The 17399-nt window shown below is 51.6% G+C and carries 18 protein-coding genes; 16 read left to right on the top strand and 2 right to left on the bottom strand.

Features of this window, described 5'->3' with window-relative positions:
* The 7 genes from accD (at position 1) to ACW73I_RS15315 (ending at position 6950) form a co-directional block, all read left to right on the top strand.
* Positions 1 to 924: an acetyl-CoA carboxylase, carboxyltransferase subunit beta gene (gene accD / locus ACW73I_RS15345; protein WP_458030294.1), complete on the top strand. Its 924-nt coding sequence runs from the start codon at positions 1 to 3 to the stop codon at positions 922 to 924.
* A gap of 5 nt (positions 925 to 929) precedes the next feature.
* Positions 930 to 2195, top strand: a complete 1266-nt coding sequence (folC, locus tag ACW73I_RS15340) for a bifunctional tetrahydrofolate synthase/dihydrofolate synthase (RefSeq protein ID WP_458030293.1) — start codon at positions 930 to 932, stop codon at positions 2193 to 2195.
* Between the two features lie 11 nt (positions 2196 to 2206).
* A complete protein-coding gene (locus ACW73I_RS15335; protein WP_458030292.1) occupies positions 2207 to 2971 on the top strand; it encodes an SPOR domain-containing protein in 765 nt (254 codons plus the stop codon).
* 35 nt (positions 2972 to 3006) lie between these two features.
* Positions 3007 to 3525: a CvpA family protein gene (locus ACW73I_RS15330; protein ID WP_458030291.1), complete on the top strand. Its 519-nt coding sequence runs from the start codon at positions 3007 to 3009 to the stop codon at positions 3523 to 3525.
* Between the two features lie 15 nt (positions 3526 to 3540).
* Positions 3541 to 5043, top strand: a complete 1503-nt coding sequence (gene purF, locus ACW73I_RS15325; protein WP_458030290.1) for an amidophosphoribosyltransferase — start codon at positions 3541 to 3543, stop codon at positions 5041 to 5043.
* An 11-nt stretch (positions 5044 to 5054) separates the two neighbouring features.
* Positions 5055 to 6236, top strand: coding sequence for an O-succinylhomoserine sulfhydrylase (locus ACW73I_RS15320; RefSeq protein ID WP_458030289.1), 1182 nt, complete (start codon positions 5055 to 5057; stop codon positions 6234 to 6236).
* A gap of 135 nt (positions 6237 to 6371) precedes the next feature.
* The gene (locus tag ACW73I_RS15315) at positions 6372 to 6950 is read left to right on the top strand and encodes a PilZ domain-containing protein (protein WP_458030288.1); all 579 of its coding nucleotides are present in this window, start codon (positions 6372 to 6374) and stop codon (positions 6948 to 6950) included.
* A gap of 5 nt (positions 6951 to 6955) precedes the next feature.
* Here the strand turns inward: ACW73I_RS15315 and grxC are convergent, their stop codons facing one another.
* Both grxC and ACW73I_RS15305 read right to left on the bottom strand, forming a co-directional pair.
* A complete protein-coding gene (gene grxC, locus ACW73I_RS15310) occupies positions 6956 to 7210 on the bottom strand; it encodes a glutaredoxin 3 (RefSeq protein WP_458030287.1) in 255 nt (84 codons plus the stop codon).
* Between the two features lie 35 nt (positions 7211 to 7245).
* Positions 7246 to 7896: a class II aldolase/adducin family protein gene (locus ACW73I_RS15305; RefSeq protein WP_458030286.1), complete on the bottom strand. Its 651-nt coding sequence runs from the start codon at positions 7894 to 7896 to the stop codon at positions 7246 to 7248.
* Positions 7897 to 7986: 90 nt separating this feature from the next.
* Here ACW73I_RS15305 and ACW73I_RS15300 point away from each other — a divergent pair, with 90 nt between their 5' ends.
* From ACW73I_RS15300 to ACW73I_RS15260, 9 genes are all read left to right on the top strand, one after another.
* The gene (locus tag ACW73I_RS15300; RefSeq protein ID WP_458030285.1) at positions 7987 to 11322 is read left to right on the top strand and encodes a mechanosensitive ion channel domain-containing protein; all 3336 of its coding nucleotides are present in this window, start codon (positions 7987 to 7989) and stop codon (positions 11320 to 11322) included.
* An 87-nt stretch (positions 11323 to 11409) separates the two neighbouring features.
* On the top strand, positions 11410 to 11862 hold the full coding sequence (gene nrdR, locus ACW73I_RS15295) for a transcriptional regulator NrdR (protein ID WP_458030284.1): 453 nt from the start codon (positions 11410 to 11412) through the stop codon (positions 11860 to 11862).
* Positions 11859 to 12947: a bifunctional diaminohydroxyphosphoribosylaminopyrimidine deaminase/5-amino-6-(5-phosphoribosylamino)uracil reductase RibD gene (gene ribD, locus ACW73I_RS15290; protein WP_458030283.1), complete on the top strand. Its 1089-nt coding sequence runs from the start codon at positions 11859 to 11861 to the stop codon at positions 12945 to 12947. The genes nrdR and ribD overlap by 4 nt, the downstream gene beginning before the upstream one ends.
* 16 nt (positions 12948 to 12963) lie before the next feature.
* Complete coding sequence (locus ACW73I_RS15285) at positions 12964 to 13620, top strand: riboflavin synthase (RefSeq protein ID WP_458030282.1); 657 nt, start codon at positions 12964 to 12966, stop codon at positions 13618 to 13620.
* Complete coding sequence (gene ribBA / locus ACW73I_RS15280) at positions 13620 to 14732, top strand: bifunctional 3,4-dihydroxy-2-butanone-4-phosphate synthase/GTP cyclohydrolase II (protein WP_458030281.1); 1113 nt, start codon at positions 13620 to 13622, stop codon at positions 14730 to 14732. Before ACW73I_RS15285 ends, ribBA begins: the two co-directional genes overlap by 1 nt.
* 61 nt (positions 14733 to 14793) lie before the next feature.
* Complete coding sequence (gene ribH / locus ACW73I_RS15275; RefSeq protein ID WP_458030280.1) at positions 14794 to 15270, top strand: 6,7-dimethyl-8-ribityllumazine synthase; 477 nt, start codon at positions 14794 to 14796, stop codon at positions 15268 to 15270.
* Positions 15270 to 15704: a transcription antitermination factor NusB gene (nusB, locus tag ACW73I_RS15270; RefSeq protein ID WP_458030279.1), complete on the top strand. Its 435-nt coding sequence runs from the start codon at positions 15270 to 15272 to the stop codon at positions 15702 to 15704. Before ribH ends, nusB begins: the two co-directional genes overlap by 1 nt.
* Positions 15705 to 15710: 6 nt before the next feature.
* On the top strand, positions 15711 to 16646 hold the full coding sequence (gene thiL, locus ACW73I_RS15265) for a thiamine-phosphate kinase (protein ID WP_458030278.1): 936 nt from the start codon (positions 15711 to 15713) through the stop codon (positions 16644 to 16646).
* The gene (locus ACW73I_RS15260; protein WP_458030277.1) at positions 16630 to 17127 is read left to right on the top strand and encodes a phosphatidylglycerophosphatase A family protein; all 498 of its coding nucleotides are present in this window, start codon (positions 16630 to 16632) and stop codon (positions 17125 to 17127) included. The genes thiL and ACW73I_RS15260 overlap by 17 nt, the downstream gene beginning before the upstream one ends.
* The last annotated feature ends 272 nt before the right edge of the window (positions 17128 to 17399 follow it).

The following is a 17399-nucleotide window of genomic DNA, read 5'->3' as shown; positions in this document are numbered from 1 at the left end:
ATGAGTTGGTTTGAAAAGTTAGTTCCGTCCGTCATCAGAACCGACAGTGCGGAAAAGAAGACCAATGTGCCGGAAGGCCTGTGGAATAAATGTCCCAGTTGCGACGCCATTTTGTTCAATGCCGAACTCGTCAAAAACTTCAGCGTTTGCCCGAAATGCGACCATCATTTGCGCATATCGGCGCGTACCCGTTTGGACTTGTTCCTGGACCCGGAAGACAGAGAAGAAATCGGGGCGGGCCTGAAACCGAGCGATCCATTGAAGTTCAAGGACAGCAAGAGCTACAAAGACCGCATTAAACAGGCGCAGAAACAAAGTAACGAAAACGACGCACTCGTGGTGATGAAAGGCACGCTAAAGGGTAAGGGTATCGTCGCGGCCGCGTTTGATTTTAACTTCATGGGCGGCTCGATGGGGTCGGTCGTGGGCGAGCGTTTCGTGCGCGGCATCAATCGCAGTTTGCAAGACCGGATACCGTTTATCGTATTCACCGCCAGCGGCGGCGCGCGTATGCAGGAATCCTTGTATTCATTGTTCCAGATGACAAAGACCAGCGCGGCATTGACCAAGTTGGCCGAGGCCGGCATTCCTTATATCTCGTTCATGACCGATCCGACCATGGGCGGCGTCTCGGCCAGTCTGGCGATGTTGGGCGATATCAACGTTGCCGAGCCCGATGCGTTGATTGGCTTCGCCGGTCCGCGCGTGATCGAACAAACCGTGCGCGAAAAACTGCCCGAAGGCTTTCAGCGCAGCGAGTTCTTACAGGAACACGGCGCGATCGATATGATCATCGATAGGCGAGAAATGCGCGATAAAATTGCCAGTATTCTTTATATCCTTTACCCAAATGCCGATACCGTTATCGCCGAAGAAACCAATCACCAAATTGCGGACAGCATTGCCGAAACGTTCGTTGAATAGCCATAATGGCGCGTTTTGATACGCTGGATGGCTGGCTGAATTGGCAGGAGCAGTTTCATCCAAGGCCGATCGATTTAGGTTTGGAGCGGGTCGCCGGCGTTTATGCGCGCTTAGTCCACAAACCGAAAAGTATCCCGACCATTACCGTTGCCGGAACCAACGGTAAAGGATCCTGTGTGGCTTATCTCGAAGCGATTTACCGGGCGCAAGGTTATCGTGTCGGCGCGTACACTTCTCCGCATATCCTTAGATATAACGAACGCATCCGGGTCGACGGTGAACCGGTGTCCGACGAGGCTATTTGTGCCGCGTTCGAACGTATCGATGCCGTGCGTGACGAGACCAGTTTGAGTTATTTCGAATTCGGTACTTTGGCTTCTCTGGATATATTCAGTCGAAACGATGTTGATGTCAGAATTCTGGAAGTCGGTTTGGGCGGTCGATTGGATGCCGTCAACATCGTTGATCCCGATGCGGCTATCGTCACGACTATCGCTATCGATCACATCGATTGGTTGGGCCACACGGAAGAGGCCATCGGTCTGGAAAAGGCCGGAATATTTCGGCGTGCGGTACCCGCGATCGTAGGCGACTATCGCGTGCCCCGGTCGCTGATACAGGCCGCCAAAGAAAAGCAGGCCGACTTATTTCAGATCGGTGCTTCATTTAATTATCGCAAGCTGGGTGACGGCTGGGAATGGGTTGGCGATCGGGTAAAATTAAGTCGGTTGCCGGAGCCGGCTTTAAAAGGCCGGCACCAGTTTCAAAACGCAGCTTCGGTTATCATGGCGATCAATTGTTTGCAAGATCGTTTGCCGGTTGATGTTTCTGCGATTCGGCAAGGTTTACAAGCCGTGCAATTAAAGGGTCGATTTCAATTAATCGCCGGAGAAATACCGATTTTGTTGGATGTCGGCCACAACCCGCAAGCCGTAAAAACCTTATTGGAATATTTACAAAGTGACTTCCCGTCGGTTCGGATACATGCCGTTTTTGCAATGATGAAAGACAAAGACATTCAAGGCGTTTTAGCGATCATGCGCGAGCGCGTGGCGCAATGGTATTTAGCCCCGTTGAAAATTCCGCGTGCCGCTGACGAGGCATTATTGAAAGATTATTTTTATCAGCAAGACATCGACAAGGTGAATCATGGCTATGCCGATTTTTCGGCGGCCTTTGAAGACGCTAGGCACCATGCACAGCCGGGCGACTTGATATTGATTTTTGGTTCCTTTTTTTTGGTGTCTGAATATTTATCCCACTTTTCTTAGAGGTGATGAACATGGATCAAGAGTTAAAACAGCGATTGATCGGAGCGGCCGTCATTACGGCACTGGCGGCGATTTTTGTGCCTATGTTATTCGATGACCCGATCGATGAATCAGGTAAAAGCATCAATGAATTGAAGATTCCCGAATTGCCCGGCAAAGCGCAGGATGTCGAAATCATGCCCTTACCCGAAAAGGCGGAAGACGTAGCGACCATACCGGCCCCGGAAAAGCCGCCGGCTCCTTCGGCGACGTCTTCATATGAAGACGAAGATGAAGCCGATTTGGACATGGCGACGCGTCGCGGCGCGACGATTTCGGAGAAAGACGTCGCCAGCGCGTCACCCCGCTCGAATTTAACGCAACTCGAGCCTAAGACGGCGGAAGAGGAAGATGTCGATTTACCGGGCGCTCCGGCTGAATCTGCGCCGGTTAAAGTATTGAAAACACCCGCGCCGCGCGTCTTGTCCGAAGATGCTCCGGAGAAATCGACAAAATCGGTACACGAACAAACCAGTAAGCCTGCCGTCGCGGCGGAAAGTGCAACGACGCGCTGGTATTTGAATGTTGGATCATTCAGTAAAAAATCGAATGCAACGGCCATGCTGGACAATTTGAAAAAACAGGGTTTCGCGGTATCGGTCAAGGAGGCCGCAAGCGATAAAGGAACGATTTATAAGGTCAGAGTCGGACCGATGTTGGATAGGGCTAAGGCGCAGGAAATGAAGTCTAAATTGGCAAAGATCAATGTCAACAGCTTCTTCGCTGAGGACGATTAGCTTAGCGGCGAGACGTTAATAGTGTGGGTTCTGTTATGTCGGGCACGTTTGCGCTGGATAACATGATATGGATCGATTTTGCCATCGTTGGCTTGGTGTCGGTTTCGGCTATCATCGGTTTGTTCCGGGGCTTTATCAAAGAAGCATTCGCATTGTTGACCTGGATCGTTGCGATCGGCGTGGGGTTACAATACAGCCGTGATTTTGCGGTGTTATTGCAAAATCATATCGACTATCCGTCCGCCCGTATCGTCACGGCTTTTATTGTCCTGTTCTTCATGACATTGTTGTTGGGTAGCCTGGTCAGTTTCATATTGAACTACCTTATCGAATCAACCGGCTTAACCGGTACCGATCGTTTATTAGGCATGCTGTTCGGCATCGTCAGAGGAGCCGTATTGGTTTCAGTGCTTGTGTTGCTGGCCGGCGTTACGCCGCTACCGGAGGATTCCTGGTGGAAACAATCCTTGTTGATTCCTCCGTTTCAAGCACTTGCCGTTTGGCTTAAAAGTCATATCCCATCGACTTTGATGGGCTACATTCATTATCGTTAGTTATTTAGGTTTGCTATGTGTGGTATTGCCGCGATCGTTTCCAATCAAAATGTCAATCAGGAACTCTATGATGCGTTAACCGTATTACAACATCGCGGCCAGGATGCCGCCGGAATTGCAACCTGCGAAGGTTCCCGGCTGCATATGCGCAAGGAAAACGGCTTGACCCGCGACGTATTTTCCAACGAAGAAATGCTGAAACTGAAAGGCAATATGGGCATAGCCCATGTGCGCTACCCCACCGCCGGTTGCACCAGCGCCGAGGAAGCGCAACCCTTTTACGTGAATTCGCCGTTCGGGTTGACATTGGCGCATAACGGCAATTTAACGAATACCGATGAATTGAAAATTCAAGTGTTTGTCGACGATCAACGCCATATCAACACGGAGTCCGATTCCGAGGTGTTGTTGAACGTGTTTGCGCATGAACTGGCGCAGACCGGTAAATTGACCTTGACCGTCGACGACGTCTTCAAAGCCGTTAGCGTCGTGCATAAGCGTTGCCGCGGCGCTTATGCCGTGGTTGTGATGATAGCCGGTTTCGGGGTTCTCGGTTTTCGCGACCCGCACGGCATTCGTCCCATCGTGTTCGGCGAGCGTAAAACGGAAGAGGGCTACACGGATTATATGATCGCGTCCGAAAGCGTGGCATTAGACGTATTGGATTTTCGCTTGATCCGGGACATCGCGCCGGGCGAGGCGGTGTTTATAGAATCTTGCGGTAAATTGCACATCAAGCAGTGCGCCGAGAAGACCAGTCATAGTCCTTGTATATTCGAATACGTCTACTTTGCGCGTCCGGATTCGATTATCGACAATATTTCGGTATACAAAGCCCGCATGCGCATGGGCAAAAAGCTTGCTAAAAAAATTCAGAAAGAGTGGCCCAATCACGATATCGACGTGGTGATTCCGATTCCGGATACCAGCCGCACCGCCGCGCTGCAAATTGCTCACGAGTTGGGGGTGAAGTTTCGGGAAGGCTTTATGAAAAACCGCTACATCGGACGCACCTTTATCATGCCCGGCCAGAAAATGCGGAAGAAATCGGTTAAACAAAAGTTGAACGCGATATCGCTGGAATTCGGCGGCAAAAACGTATTGCTGGTCGATGACTCGGTGGTGCGCGGGACTACCTCGGAACAGATCATTCAGATGGCACGCGATGCCGGCGCCAATAAAGTATATTTCGCTTCAGCGGCGCCGCCGGTGCGCTATCCCAATGTTTACGGCATCGACATGCCGGCCGCCAACGAATTGATTGCGCACGGACGTTCCGAGCAGGAGGTGTGCAAGGCCATCGGTGCCGACAAACTGATTTATCAGGATCTTGAGGATCTGATCGATGCGGTGGGCAAGGGCAACCCGAACATCAAGCAGTTCGACACCTCTTGCTTTAGCAGACATTATGTGACCGGCGACATCGACGATGATTATCTGGCACGCGTCCAAGCCTTACGCAACGATAGCGCCCAGGAACAACGCAATGCCGGCGCAAACACTATCGCGCATAACTAAGGGATAAGAGCATGACGAACTTTGACTGGCGGCAATCCGCCCTGGAAACTCAGGCGATTCGAGCCGGACATAAACGCACTCACGAAGACGAGCATAGCATGCCGATCTATGCGACCTCTAGCTATGTGTTCGAGTCGGCCGAACAGGCTTCGTTACGTTTTACCGGCAAACAAGCGGGCAATATTTATTCGCGCTTTACCAATCCCACCGTCACGGCCTTGCAGGAGCGTTTGGCGCTGATGGAGAAGGGTGAGCGTTGTTTGGCGTTTTCGTCCGGCATGGCTGCAATCTTGGCGGTCGGTATGGCTTTGCTGAAGGCCGGCGATCATGTGGTCTGCTCGCGCAGCGTGTTCGGTAACACGGTGCTGGCCTTTCAGAATTATTTCGGTAAGTTCGGCGTGACGACCGACTTCGTCGATTTGACCGATTTGTCGGCTTGGGACTCGGCTATCAAACCCAATACGCGGTTTTTGTTTTTGGAGACGCCGTCTAATCCCTTGATCGAGATTGCCGACATCCGGGCTTTGGCCGATTTGGCGCACGATCGTGGCTGTTTGTTGGTGGTCGATAACGTATTTTGCACGCCGGTTTTGCAACAGCCGCTGGCTTTGGGCGCTGACTTGGTCGTGCAATCGACAACCAAGTACATCGACGGCCAAGGCCGCTGTGTCGGCGGTGCCGTTATCGGCAGCCAAGCGTTGATCGACAATGACATTTATCCTTACTTGCGTACCGGCGGCGCGACGATGAGTCCGTTTAATGCCTGGGTGTTTTTATCCGGGCTGGAAACCCTGGCGGTGCGCATGAAAGCGCATTGCGACGGCGCTTTTGAGCTGGCCAAATGGCTGGAGCGGCAGCCCGCGGTAGCGAAGGTGCATTATCCCGGATTGGTTTCCCATGCCCAGCATGAATTGGCCAAGCGGCAACAAAGCCATTTCGGCGGTGTGGTCAGTTTTGAATTGACCGGCGGTAAAGAACAGGCCTGGCGCTTGATCGATTCCACCCGGCTGTTGTCGATCACGGCTAATTTGGGCGATGTAAAGACTACGATTACCCATCCGGCGACGACCACGCACGGGCGCTTGAGCGAAGCCGCCCGAGCCGAAGCCGGCATTAAGGACAGTTTGGTCAGAATATCGGTCGGGCTGGAAAATTTAGAGGACATTAAAGCGGATTTGGCCGACGGGCTTTAAGCGATATATAGGGTTTCACATCACTTTTTCGCTAAAAGTCTTGCGCGTCAGTTCGCAATTGATACTTGGTTTGAAGCGGGGAATGAAAAATCAGCTATCTTTGATGCATTTGGGAATGTTCAAGAGATTTTCAGTATGTTGCGAGAAAGAAAAGAGTATCGAAAAAATTTCAGTGCCGTCGGCCAATTGAACATGGGCGGCGAAATCTTGCAAATTAATTGCTACGACGTTTCAGTAAAGGGGGTGATGATTGAAGTTTTGCCCGGGCAATTATTGCGCACTATTGCCGATTTCGAAGCGTTTCTTGCTGAAAATAGATGTGCGGAAATTTTTGTCGACGAACTCATGCTGTCCGGCGAAGTGAATGTGGTTTGGGTGCGCGAGGACCAAAATCGAATTATGATGGGTCTGGAATTTGAAGAGGTGGTCTATAACGCCGAAAAACTATGGATCAAGCGGCGCGATTACCGTAAAACCGAGTCGTTTGTGGTTGAGTTATCCGTAGACAATCAGAAGTGGCAAGTCGAAGGCATTAACCGCTCAAAAAACGGATTATCCGTGGCATTGCCGGCGCCGCATCCTTCTATCAAAATCAATGCGCCGGTAAAGGTTCAAGTCAAAGACTTCGGGCTTGCTGCGCTGGGCAAGATTGTTTGGATCAACGAAAGCGAAGAAAGCATCAAAGTGGGTTTGCAAATTCTATCGATCGATTAATGCGATCACGCTTGTAATAAGGCGTCGAGTTCCTTTTTCATATCCATGGCTTGTAAGTCGTCAAAACCGCCGATATGGCGTTCGCCGATGAATATTTGAGGTATCGTGCGGCGATTGGTTCTCTGCATTAATTCCTCGCGGAGCGACGGTTCCGAGTCTACATCGATTTCCGTGTACATGGCCCCTTTGCGGTCGAGCAACCGCTTGGCCATAGTGCAGTAAGGACAAAAGCGTCCGGTATATATGACGATTTCCGACATGTTTAAATTAATAAATTCTAATGGATAGTGGTATTCTAACCAGCCTTGATGGTTTGCTCAATAGCGATCGCATTGGCGAACTCGGTTAATAATGCGATTGCCGCGCTGGCGGGGTTGTCGCCAAAGGCAACGATTCCGTCTTCGTGGCCCAGCATGGCGAAAACGGGCGTCTTTGCCAGGTGTTCCGAAGTCAGAAGGTTTTCGACGGCCTCGGCCATTTCGACAGTGCCGTAAGCAACGTCTGCGTCGGTGTGCGGCAATCGGAGCTTGACAGCGTTGCGCCAAATCTCCGGACAATGTACATGAATAACCGCATTGGCGTTCGGATTGTGCAGATAGACGCTGGCGTGCGTCAGCGCTTCGGATGAAGGTTTGCTTTTTCCTCTGGAATGGATAACATTTTCGGTCGGTGAGGCCGAATCGACGATGGCAAAGTCATGCATACTTAGACAATCAAGATGGCTGGTTTGGGTGCCGGAAATCAGAAACGGCATTTCGTTTGGCTTCAATCGCAAACTCAAATTCCCATAACCGAGACCTTGATACTTTTCAGGTGTTTGCCCGATTAGTCGAAGTTTGAACAATATAGTGCGCCAAGCATTGATTGATTTAATTTCGAAATCAATGGGTAATATGCAATATTGATGTTTTAACCGATATTTGATGACGCCTTCCTGCCGGTTCATACTCGTTCCCCATTCATTTCGATTTTTAGTTTCGTTTTCCAACTCATGCCATTCCAGTTTTCTAAATTAGGTTTTACTTTCGCATTAGTCATGCTGGTCTTCACTGTTAACCCGGGCTATGCCGCAGTTCATAGTAAGACGCCAAAGAGCATTACGGTAGCCGATATCGAGCGGCGTATTCAAACGATCAAAGATAAGCAGAATATCTCGGAGGATGCAAAAGCGCGCATTGTTGCCGCTTATCAGGAAAGCGTTGATAACCTCAAAGAATCTGAACGTCAAGATAAAAAGGCCGAAGAATTAAAACGCTTGTCCGGCAGTATTCCATTGGAGTCAAAGCAACTGCAAAGACAGATTGCTCAAGCTCAAAACGAGCTAAAGGATAGGAAGACGCAAAGGTTTTTCTCCATTCCGACCGATGAACTCGAACAGCGGCAAGTCATAGAAAAAACCCGGCTTAGCGATTTGGACGCCGATGTCGCGCGGGCCGAGCGTTTAATCCTCGAATTGACTAACGGTCCCAAACTTGTGCGGGAAAAAATTTCTCAAATCAAGGCCAAGCAACTAAGCACGCAACAGGAACAACAGTTGCTTGCCGGCGAAAACGGCGGGAATCTGCAGGAAATCGAAGCTAGGCAAATCCTGTTGGATACGCGTACCCGACTGCTGAATAGCACGCAGAAGACTTTGGAGTTGGAAAACATTACCAATCCGATACGGCTTCAATTGCAAAAAGATCAGCTGCAATTGTTGAATTTGCAGCGAGAGGATTTGACCTTACAAATTGCCGAATTGGATAACTTATTGTTGGAACGGCGCCAACAGAAAATAGATAAAGAGCAAGCCGAATTGGTACAGGCGGAAAAAGAGGCCGAGGGCAAGCATCCGTTAATACGGGAAGCCACCAAGCAGAATATGCAATATAACAACGCCCTGCAGGACATCAACAAGCAAATTGAACAATATTTGGCGAAGAAGAATGAACTGAACGGGCGCAACGAGCAAATTGAAAAGGATTTTCAAAGCGCCGAACAGAAAATCGATTTAGCCGGTTTAAGTCCGGCGCTAGGCAATTTGCTTTTGGAGCAATATAGAAATCTACCGCAGCGCAAACAGTACAACAAGCTGTTCGACGATATTCAACACAAGATTGCCGAAGCCAGTTTGGAGACGTTCAAGCTTGACGACGCCAAAAAGCAACTGTCCGACATAAATCAGGCCTTATCGTTGCGATTGGCGGAGTTGCCGGCCGATAGTAGTCCTGCCGAGTCTTTACGCGTTCGCACCGAGCTACGCATGTTGTTGGACGATCAGAAAGATTTGGTCGGGCGTTTATCGATTTCGTATACCGAATACGCCAGAGTTTTGGGCGACGTCGATTTCAGTTTGCAACAGATGCTGGGCAACGCCGAAAAATTCGGCGCTTATTTGGATCAGCGCCTGTTATGGGTGCCGAATGCGCCGGTGATAACCCATGCCTACCTGTCTAATATTGCCAATTCCGTCAAGTGGTTTTGTTCGCCGTCGAATTGGCTGCAGGTTGTGGATAGCTTACAGGCGGGCATTGAGGCTTATCCGGTGATCTTGTTGGTAGGGGTGTTAATCATAGTCTTAGAGTTACGCTTTAAGACAGTCTTGAAAGACAATTTGTCCGTTCTATTGCAGACGACGCGCGCCAACCGGTATCTGTCCGGCTTTAATCAAACCTTGACCGGCTTGGTTTATATCCTGATGCTATCGTTGCCGCTACCCCTATTGATGGTCTGGCTTGCCTCGATATTGAGCCTGACTAAGAGTGCGGACGGATTTAGCCGCGCGTTTGTCGTGGGGCTGTTACCGGCGGCTTTGTCGCTGGGCATGTTGCAGTTTTTTTACCGCATGTTTAAGCCGGAAGGTTTGGCGGAGTCTCTTTTTCACTGGCACCAGCGTACGCCGCGGTTGATCTATCAACAATTGAAATGGTCCCGCTGGATCATCGTACCCTGCATCTTCATCGTCGGCATGGCGGGCATCAACATCACCGGCGTGCACAGCCAAACGCTGGGCAGGACGGCTCAGATCCTGTTGATGCTGATCATGTCCTACGTCATGCATCGCTTGACCCATCCCAACATCGGTCTGGGTAAGAATTTTTATCTCTATTCGAGCAGTTGGATTAGTCGTTTGCGTTATGTTTGGTATGGATTGGCCGTACTGGCGCCATGGGTGGTCATTGGTTTTTCGGCAGCGGGTTACTACCAAAGCGCGTTGGAATTGCAGAATAAGCTGGTCGTAACGCTGAGATTGGTCTTCGTCACCGCTTTATTCCATGCATTGGTCATACGTTGGTTAACCATTACCAAACGGCAACTCGCGTTGGAAAATGCCCGCAAAAAGCGAAAACAGGCGGCCGAGCAGGCGAGTGGCGGCGTCGGAGTAGAGGGGGGTTACGTGCCCGAAGAAGAATTACTCGATATTTCCAAAATCAATCAACAAAGCGACAAATTACTGATTACGGTGATTACGGTTATTTTGATCGCCGGTTTGTGGATGATTTGGAGCGATATCCTGCCGGCTTTTTCGGTGTTCGAGCGCTTCGAACTTTGGCAACATCTCGCGACTGTAGACGGCAAAGAAGTATTAGAGCCGATCACATTGTTTAACTTGTTTGTTAGCGTTTTTTACGCAGGCTTGACTTTTATATTCGTCAGCAACTTTCCGGCCTTGGTCGATCTTTTGTCGGCCGGAAGGTTTGCGATGACGGCGGGTAGCCGCTATGCCTTAATTCAGTTGGCGCGCTATCTGTTGGTGACGATCGCTTTCTTGGCCATAGCCAATGAATTGGGCGGAAGTTGGGCGCAAGTGCAATGGCTGGTCGCGGCGCTTGGTGTTGGGCTTGGTTTCGGTTTACAGGAAATTTTTGCCAATATGGTTTCGGGCATCATTTTGTTATTCGAAAGACCGGTTCGGGTCGGCGATACCGTGACGGTTGGCGACGTGTCCGGCCGGGTGTGCCGTATCCAAATGCGCGCCACCCATATTCTGGATTGGGACGGCAAAGAGCTAGTCGTGCCGAATAAAATCTTCATTACCGAACGCTTCGTGAATTGGACCTTGACCGATACCACAACCCGCTTGGTGTTGATGGTGGGCGTGGCTTACGGCAGCGACGTCGACTTAGTCGAAAAAGTACTGCGGGAGACGGTTTCCTCGGTGCAAGCGGTTTTGCCGGAGCCGGAGCCTATGATCACCTTTTTGAATTTCGGCGAAAGCTCGCTGGATTTCCGGGTGACCGCCCATGTGCGCGAATTGGGCGATAGAATGGCCGCCACCCACGAATTGTACAAGCGGATTTACAACAATTTGCAGAGTCACGGCATAGAAATTCCTTTCCCTCAGCGCGATGTTCATATACGTTCGGTCGCGGAAGGGATTATGCCGGCCTGATGGCCGCGCCAAGTCTGCGATTTCATTAAAAATCCAAACTGTAATAAAATGCTCCGTTTTCAACGGCTTGTTTTTTGAGATTGGCGTATGCGTTGTCCATTTTGCTCGGCACAGGATACGAGGGTAATCGACACCCGCTTGGTCGACGAAGGCGATCAGGTTAAGCGGCGCCGGGAATGCCTCGTTTGCAAGGAGCGTTTCACTACCTTCGAAGTCGTTGAGTTGAGCTTGCCGCGCGTCATTAAACGCAATGGCGCGCGCGAGCCCTTTGACGAAGCCAAGCTACGCGCAGGCATGCAGCGGGCATTAGAAAAACGGCCGGTTAAAGTCGATGAAGTTGAAGCGGCGATTAACCGTATCAAGAAAAATATGGTCGGAAAAGGTGAACGGGAGATTCATGCAAACGAACTCGGCGAACTCGTTATGAAAGAGCTCAGTTCGTTGGATCATGTCGCGTTCGTGCGTTTTGCCTCGGTCTATCGTAGCTTCCAAGATGTTAGCGAGTTTACCGAGATGATCGAAAAGTTACAGAACGCATGATGTCGTCCGACGCCGGCTTTATGGCTAGAGCCCTGGAACTGGCCAATAAAGGGCTTTATACGACCGATCCGAATCCGCGTGTCGGTTGCGTGTTGGTAAAAGACGGTAAAGTCATTGCCGAAGGTTGGCACTATCGGGCAGGCCAAGCTCACGCCGAGGTCGATGCGCTGGCAAAGTTGCTTGATCCCGGTCAAGCCAAAGGCGCCACCGCTTACGTGACATTGGAGCCCTGTAGCCATCATGGCCGTACCGGACCGTGCAGCGATGCTTTGATCGCGGCCGGTATTGCGCGGGTGGTGGCGGCGATGCAGGATCCCAACCCTTTAGTGGCCGGCGACGGCCTGAAAAGAATGGCTGATGCCGGCATTCGAGTAAGCTGCGGGCTGTTGCAACAAGATGCCGAAGAACTCAATCGCGGCTTTGTTAAGCGCATGACAATCGGCTTGCCGTACGTGCGCAGTAAATTGGCCATGAGCTTAGACGGGCGTACCGCATTGGCCAACGGCCGAAGTCAATGGATCACTTCGGCCAAGGCCCGCGAGGATGTCCAATTTTTTCGGGCGGAGAGCGGCGCGATTGTGACCGGCGTCGATACGGTGCTGGCCGATGATCCGTCGTTGAATGCACGAGTGGATTTTGAGGTCGAACAGCCTGTCCGTGTGGTACTGGACTCCGCATTAAGAATGCCGTTGAATGCCAAAATGCTGCAATTGCCCGGCGAGACTTGGGTGATTACGGCCAGTCACGATCCGGCCAAACGCCAACGTCTGGAAGACGCCGGCGCTAAGGTTTTTCGAGTCGATGCATATGAGGGCCGCGTCGATCTGCGACAAGCCTTTGAGCTGCTGGCCAAGTTGCAAATCAATAACGTCTGGGTCGAAGCCGGTGCCGGTTTGAACGGCGCTTTGCTTGAAACGAATCTGGTCGACGAGTGGCTGATTTATATTGCGCCTTGCGTATTGGGCGACCAGGCCCGCGGTTTGTTTCAGTTTCCCGAATTGCAAAGCATGGCTGACAAAAAGAACTTTCATATCAACAAGTTTAGACAAGTTGGGCCCGATTTGCGCTTGACTTTGTCTCGTTAAGTTTACGAGGGAATCGATGTTTACTGGCATTATTTTGGCGATAGGCGATGTTGCCGCCATTCAGCCGCGCGGCGGCGACTGCCGGTTGAAGATCAACACCGGCAAATTATCGTTATCCGATTGCGCGCTGGGCGACAGCATTGCCGTCAACGGGGTTTGCTTGACCGCCGTCGAATTGGGCGACCATTATTTCTGCGCCGACGTTTCCAATGAAACCTTATCTCGGACCACCTTGAAATTGGCCCGTGCCGGAACCAAAGTCAATTTGGAACTAGCGCTGATGCCGACCAGCCGTTTAGGCGGGCATATCGTGAGCGGCCACGTAGACGGCATTGGCAAGGTGGTGGAAAAACATGCGGACGGGCGTTCGATTCGTTTTAAGTTCAAAGCGCCGGACGCCTTAGCCAAATATATTGCCGAAAAAGGCTCGATTTGCATCAATGGCGTCAGCCTGACCGTCAACACCGTCGACGGTGCCTATTTCTCGGTCAACATCGTGCCGCATACCTTGCAGGAAACCACATTGGGTGAAACGGAAGCAGGTACGGAAGTGAATTTGGAAGTCGATTTGTTGGCACGCTATATGGAAAGATTGATGCAGGGCGAAGCCGCTGCACAATGCCAAGGTGGCGTCACCGAGGCTTTATTACAAAATGCCGGCTTTATTAAATAATGAATAGCATAGAAGAGATTATCGAAGACCTGCGCCAAGGCAAAATGGTTATCATCATGGATGATGAGGACAGAGAAAACGAAGGCGATTTGCTGATGGCGGCGGCCTTCGTCCGGCCGGAGGACATCAATTTCATGACCAAATACGGCCGCGGCTTGATTTGTTTGACATTGACCCGCGAGCGTTGCCAGCAATTGCGCCTGCCGCTGATGGTCAGCGACAACCAGACTCCTTACACCACCAATTTCACGGTTTCGATCGAAGCGGCCGAAGGCGTCACGACCGGGATTTCCGCAGCCGACCGGGCGCTGACCGTACAGAAGGCGGTCGCAAAAGAGGCTCAACCCACCGATCTGGTGCAACCCGGCCACATATTTCCGATCATGGCGCAGGCCGGCGGCGTATTGAACCGGGCGGGCCATACCGAAGCCGGCTGCGATCTGGCTCGGCTGGCGGGCGTCGAACCCGCCGCGGTGATCGTCGAGATTCTGAATGACGACGGCACCATGGCCAGGCGTCCGGACTTGGAAAAGCTGGCCGAGCAGCACGGCCTTAAAATCGGCACCATTGCCGATTTGATTCATTACCGCATCAAGCACGAAAACACGCTGGAACGCATCGCCGAATGCACCTACCCGACCGAATTTGGCGAATTTAAGCTGTACGCCTATCAAGATCACAACGACGACAATGTGCATCTGGCGCTGGTGATGGGCGATGTAGCCGGCGATAAGCCCGTTTTAGTGCGGGTTCACGCGCGTAATCTGGTCGACGATTTGTTTTTCTCCAAGCGCAGCGATTGTAGTCTGCCGGTCAGAGAGGCCTTGCGAAAAATTGCCGAAGCCGGTTGCGGCGTTTTGGTCATTATTCGGCAGAAAGAAGACAACAAATCGTTAGTGGAGCTGATTCATACCTATCAGATGCAAGATCACGGCGTCAAGACCGCCAAAGATCTCAGCGCCGATTCGGATTGGCGCACTACCGGTACCGGATCGAGGATTTTATCGGACTTGGGGGTGCATCGTTTGAAGGTCATGGGCGCGCAGAAAAAATACATCGGTTTGTCGGGTTTCGATTTGGAAATCGTCGAGCATATCGATAGCGCGAAATAAAACTCCGCCGAAAGCATCATTGGTTTTTACGCATTTTTAGCAATTATTACGAAGGTAACTTATGACAGCAGTCAATATCCTGGAAGGTGCGCTATCCGCGCAAGGAGGCAAATTTTGCATTGTCTCCTCACGTTTTAACAGCTTCATCGTCGAACAACTGGAAAACGGCGCGATCGATGCGCTCGTCCGTCACGGAGCCGATAAAAACGACATCACCTTGGTCAAAGTGCCGGGTGCATTCGAGATGCCCGTCGTGGTAAAGCGAGTCGCCGCCGCCAAGAAATACGATGCGATCATTGCCTTGGGAGCCGTGATCCGCGGCGGCACGCCGCATTTCGAATATGTGGCCGGCGAATGCGTGAAAGGCATCGCGCAAGTCGGATTGCAATACGATATTCCGGTGAGCTTCGGCGTGTTGACAGTCGATAGCATCGAACAAGCCATTGAGCGTGCCGGCACCAAAGCAGGCAACAAAGGGGCGGAAGCCGCTTTGTCGGCTATCGAAGTGGTCAGTTTGTTCAGAACGATGGGCAATTAATGAGTCAAGCGAAAACCAATGCCCGCAAATGCGCGGTTCAGGCGCTTTACCAATGGCAGATGAGCGGCGAAAGCCTGACCCGCATCGAAACGTATTTTCTGGAAGAACAACATTTGAAAGGGGCGCAAAAAAGCTATTTCAGCGAACTTTTTCATGGGGTGCCGAAACAGCTTGACGCCATCGACGCCGCATTGACGGAGTTCGTCGACAGACCGGTCGAGAAGATCGACCCGGTCGAGCGGGCGATTTTACGTATAGGCGTATATGAATTGATAAACAGGCTGGAAACGCCTTACAAAGTCATCATCAATGAAGGCGTCAATTTGGCCAAAGACTTCGGCGCGGAGGGCAGTCACAAATATATCAACGGTATTTTGGATAAGGTTTCGCAGAAGCATCGCGCCGTTGAAATCGCCGCCAAACGAGCCAAGTAGCCGATCATGGCCTTGGCCGAGTTTGATTTAATAAAACGCTACTTTGCGATTCAAGCGCCGCGACATCCTTTTACGCAGCTTGGCATTGGCGATGATTGCGCCTTATTGAATTTGCCGAGCGGGTTTCAACTGGCCGTAACCACCGACACCATGGTGGAAAACGTGCATTTTTTTGCCGGTGCCGACCCGGAATCTTTGGGCCATAAGCTGCTCGCGGTCAACTTGAGCGATTTGGCGGCCATGGGGGCCGAGCCGTTCGCAGTGACTTTGGCTTTGACATTGCCCAAGGTCGATGAAGAGTGGTTGCAAGCCTTTGCCGGCGGTTTCATCGCTCTGGCTCAACGGCATAACGTCGACTTGATCGGTGGAGACACCACGTCGGGACCCTTGACCATGTCGGTTCAGGCCATGGGCGCGGTGCCGCAGGGTAGCGCATTATTGCGTTCGGGCGCTCGCGTCGGTGACCTGATTTTTGTTACCGGCCAACTTGGCAATGCCGGCCTGGGCTTGAAAATCAAACAAGGTTACCGCTGCGCCGACGCCGGACCGCCGTTACACAGTTTCAATCGACCGTTTCCGCGCGTGCAAGAAGGTATCGCGCTACGCGGTATCGCCAATGCCTGTATCGATGTTTCCGACGGTTTGGCCTCGGATTTAGGCCATATTTTGGACCAAAGCCAAGTTGGTGCCTGTCTGGATTGGGATCGATTACCGTTGTCGACGCCAGTGCGGGATTACATCGACCAAACCGGCGATTGGCAAATGCCGCTGACCGCCGGCGACGATTACGAACTGTGTTTTACCGTGCCTGAGAGGCTAGCCGACAAAGTACCGGCAGAGAGCCCTTGTGTCGGCGTCATAGAAGCCGAGCCGGGCTTGCGGATCCGGCGCGACGGGCAAATCCTTCGAGTCGAGGCCAGGGGCTATGAGCATTTTTCTTAGAAAACATTACGGCGATAACCGTTTAAGCGCAGCGCAAATCGTCAGAGATCCTGTGTTATTGTTGGCATTCGGGTTCGGTTCCGGTTTGGCGAAGAAAATGCCGGGCACCTTGGGGACTGTCGCGGCAATACCCTTGTATATGGGCTTGCGGCTGACTAACGATTGGATTTATCTGGCCGCGACCGCAATCAGCATTTTAGCCGGTATCGCGATCTGCGATGCGGCCGCGAAAAAACTCGGCGTCCACGATTACGGCGGTATCGTCTGGGACGAAATCGCAGGCTTTCTGATTACGATGTGTTGGTTGCCGTTTTCATGGCAAAACCTGCTGACCGGATTCGTCTTGTTCAGATTCTTCGACATTGTCAAACCGTGGCCGATCAGGTGGCTGGACCGGCATGTCGGCGGCGGCGTCGGCATCATGTTGGACGACGTCGCGGCAGGTATTTTCGCCGCGCTAGTCTTGAATATCGTCGTTTGACCCGGCTAATGTTATAAGGTCAAAAACGGCCGGTCGCGCTCGGCCCATCAGACTTTTTGATTTATATCGGCCGACAGTAGCCTGGATGAAGCAAAGCGCAATCCGGGATTTGATGTCCTTCATTCCCCGGATTCCATTTCATTACATCCGGGCTACGTTGGCTAACAAGTCGGTCAAAGGGACGCGCTGCGTTAACAGGCTGTTGAAATTTGCCGCCATACCTTCGGTTTCGACGCCATTTTTTGAAGCGCCGGGTGGTCTGCTAGCCTGAT

It is taken from the genome of Methylomonas sp. MgM2 (assembly GCF_054172045.1).
The sequence above is the reverse complement of the archived record's forward strand: the minus strand, read 5'-3'. Positions and strand labels throughout refer to the sequence as shown.

Bases quoted from the DNA above. Each gene is read 5' to 3' on its own strand.
- ACW73I_RS15285 (WP_458030282.1), top strand. From the start codon at position 12,964: ATGTTTACTGGCATTATTTTGGCGATAGGCGATGTTGCCGCCATTCAG.
- purF (WP_458030290.1), top strand. From the start codon at position 3,541: ATGTGTGGTATTGCCGCGATCGTTTCCAATCAAAATGTCAATCAGGAA.
- thiL (WP_458030278.1), top strand. From the start codon at position 15,711: ATGGCCTTGGCCGAGTTTGATTTAATAAAACGCTACTTTGCGATTCAA.
- nrdR (WP_458030284.1), top strand. From the start codon at position 11,410: ATGCGTTGTCCATTTTGCTCGGCACAGGATACGAGGGTAATCGACACC.
- ACW73I_RS15305 (WP_458030286.1), bottom strand. From the start codon at position 7,896: ATGAACCGGCAGGAAGGCGTCATCAAATATCGGTTAAAACATCAATAT.
- ribBA (WP_458030281.1), top strand. From the start codon at position 13,620: ATGAATAGCATAGAAGAGATTATCGAAGACCTGCGCCAAGGCAAAATG.
- grxC (WP_458030287.1), bottom strand. From the start codon at position 7,210: ATGTCGGAAATCGTCATATATACCGGACGCTTTTGTCCTTACTGCACT.
- ACW73I_RS15335 (WP_458030292.1), top strand. From the start codon at position 2,207: ATGGATCAAGAGTTAAAACAGCGATTGATCGGAGCGGCCGTCATTACG.
- ACW73I_RS15260 (WP_458030277.1), top strand. From the start codon at position 16,630: ATGAGCATTTTTCTTAGAAAACATTACGGCGATAACCGTTTAAGCGCA.
- ribD (WP_458030283.1), top strand. From the start codon at position 11,859: ATGATGTCGTCCGACGCCGGCTTTATGGCTAGAGCCCTGGAACTGGCC.
- ACW73I_RS15320 (WP_458030289.1), top strand. From the start codon at position 5,055: ATGACGAACTTTGACTGGCGGCAATCCGCCCTGGAAACTCAGGCGATT.
- folC (WP_458030293.1), top strand. From the start codon at position 930: ATGGCGCGTTTTGATACGCTGGATGGCTGGCTGAATTGGCAGGAGCAG.
- ACW73I_RS15330 (WP_458030291.1), top strand. From the start codon at position 3,007: ATGTCGGGCACGTTTGCGCTGGATAACATGATATGGATCGATTTTGCC.
- ribH (WP_458030280.1), top strand. From the start codon at position 14,794: ATGACAGCAGTCAATATCCTGGAAGGTGCGCTATCCGCGCAAGGAGGC.
- ACW73I_RS15300 (WP_458030285.1), top strand. From the start codon at position 7,987: ATGCTGGTCTTCACTGTTAACCCGGGCTATGCCGCAGTTCATAGTAAG.
- ACW73I_RS15315 (WP_458030288.1), top strand. From the start codon at position 6,372: ATGTTGCGAGAAAGAAAAGAGTATCGAAAAAATTTCAGTGCCGTCGGC.
- accD (WP_458030294.1), top strand. From the start codon at position 1: ATGAGTTGGTTTGAAAAGTTAGTTCCGTCCGTCATCAGAACCGACAGT.
- nusB (WP_458030279.1), top strand. From the start codon at position 15,270: ATGAGTCAAGCGAAAACCAATGCCCGCAAATGCGCGGTTCAGGCGCTT.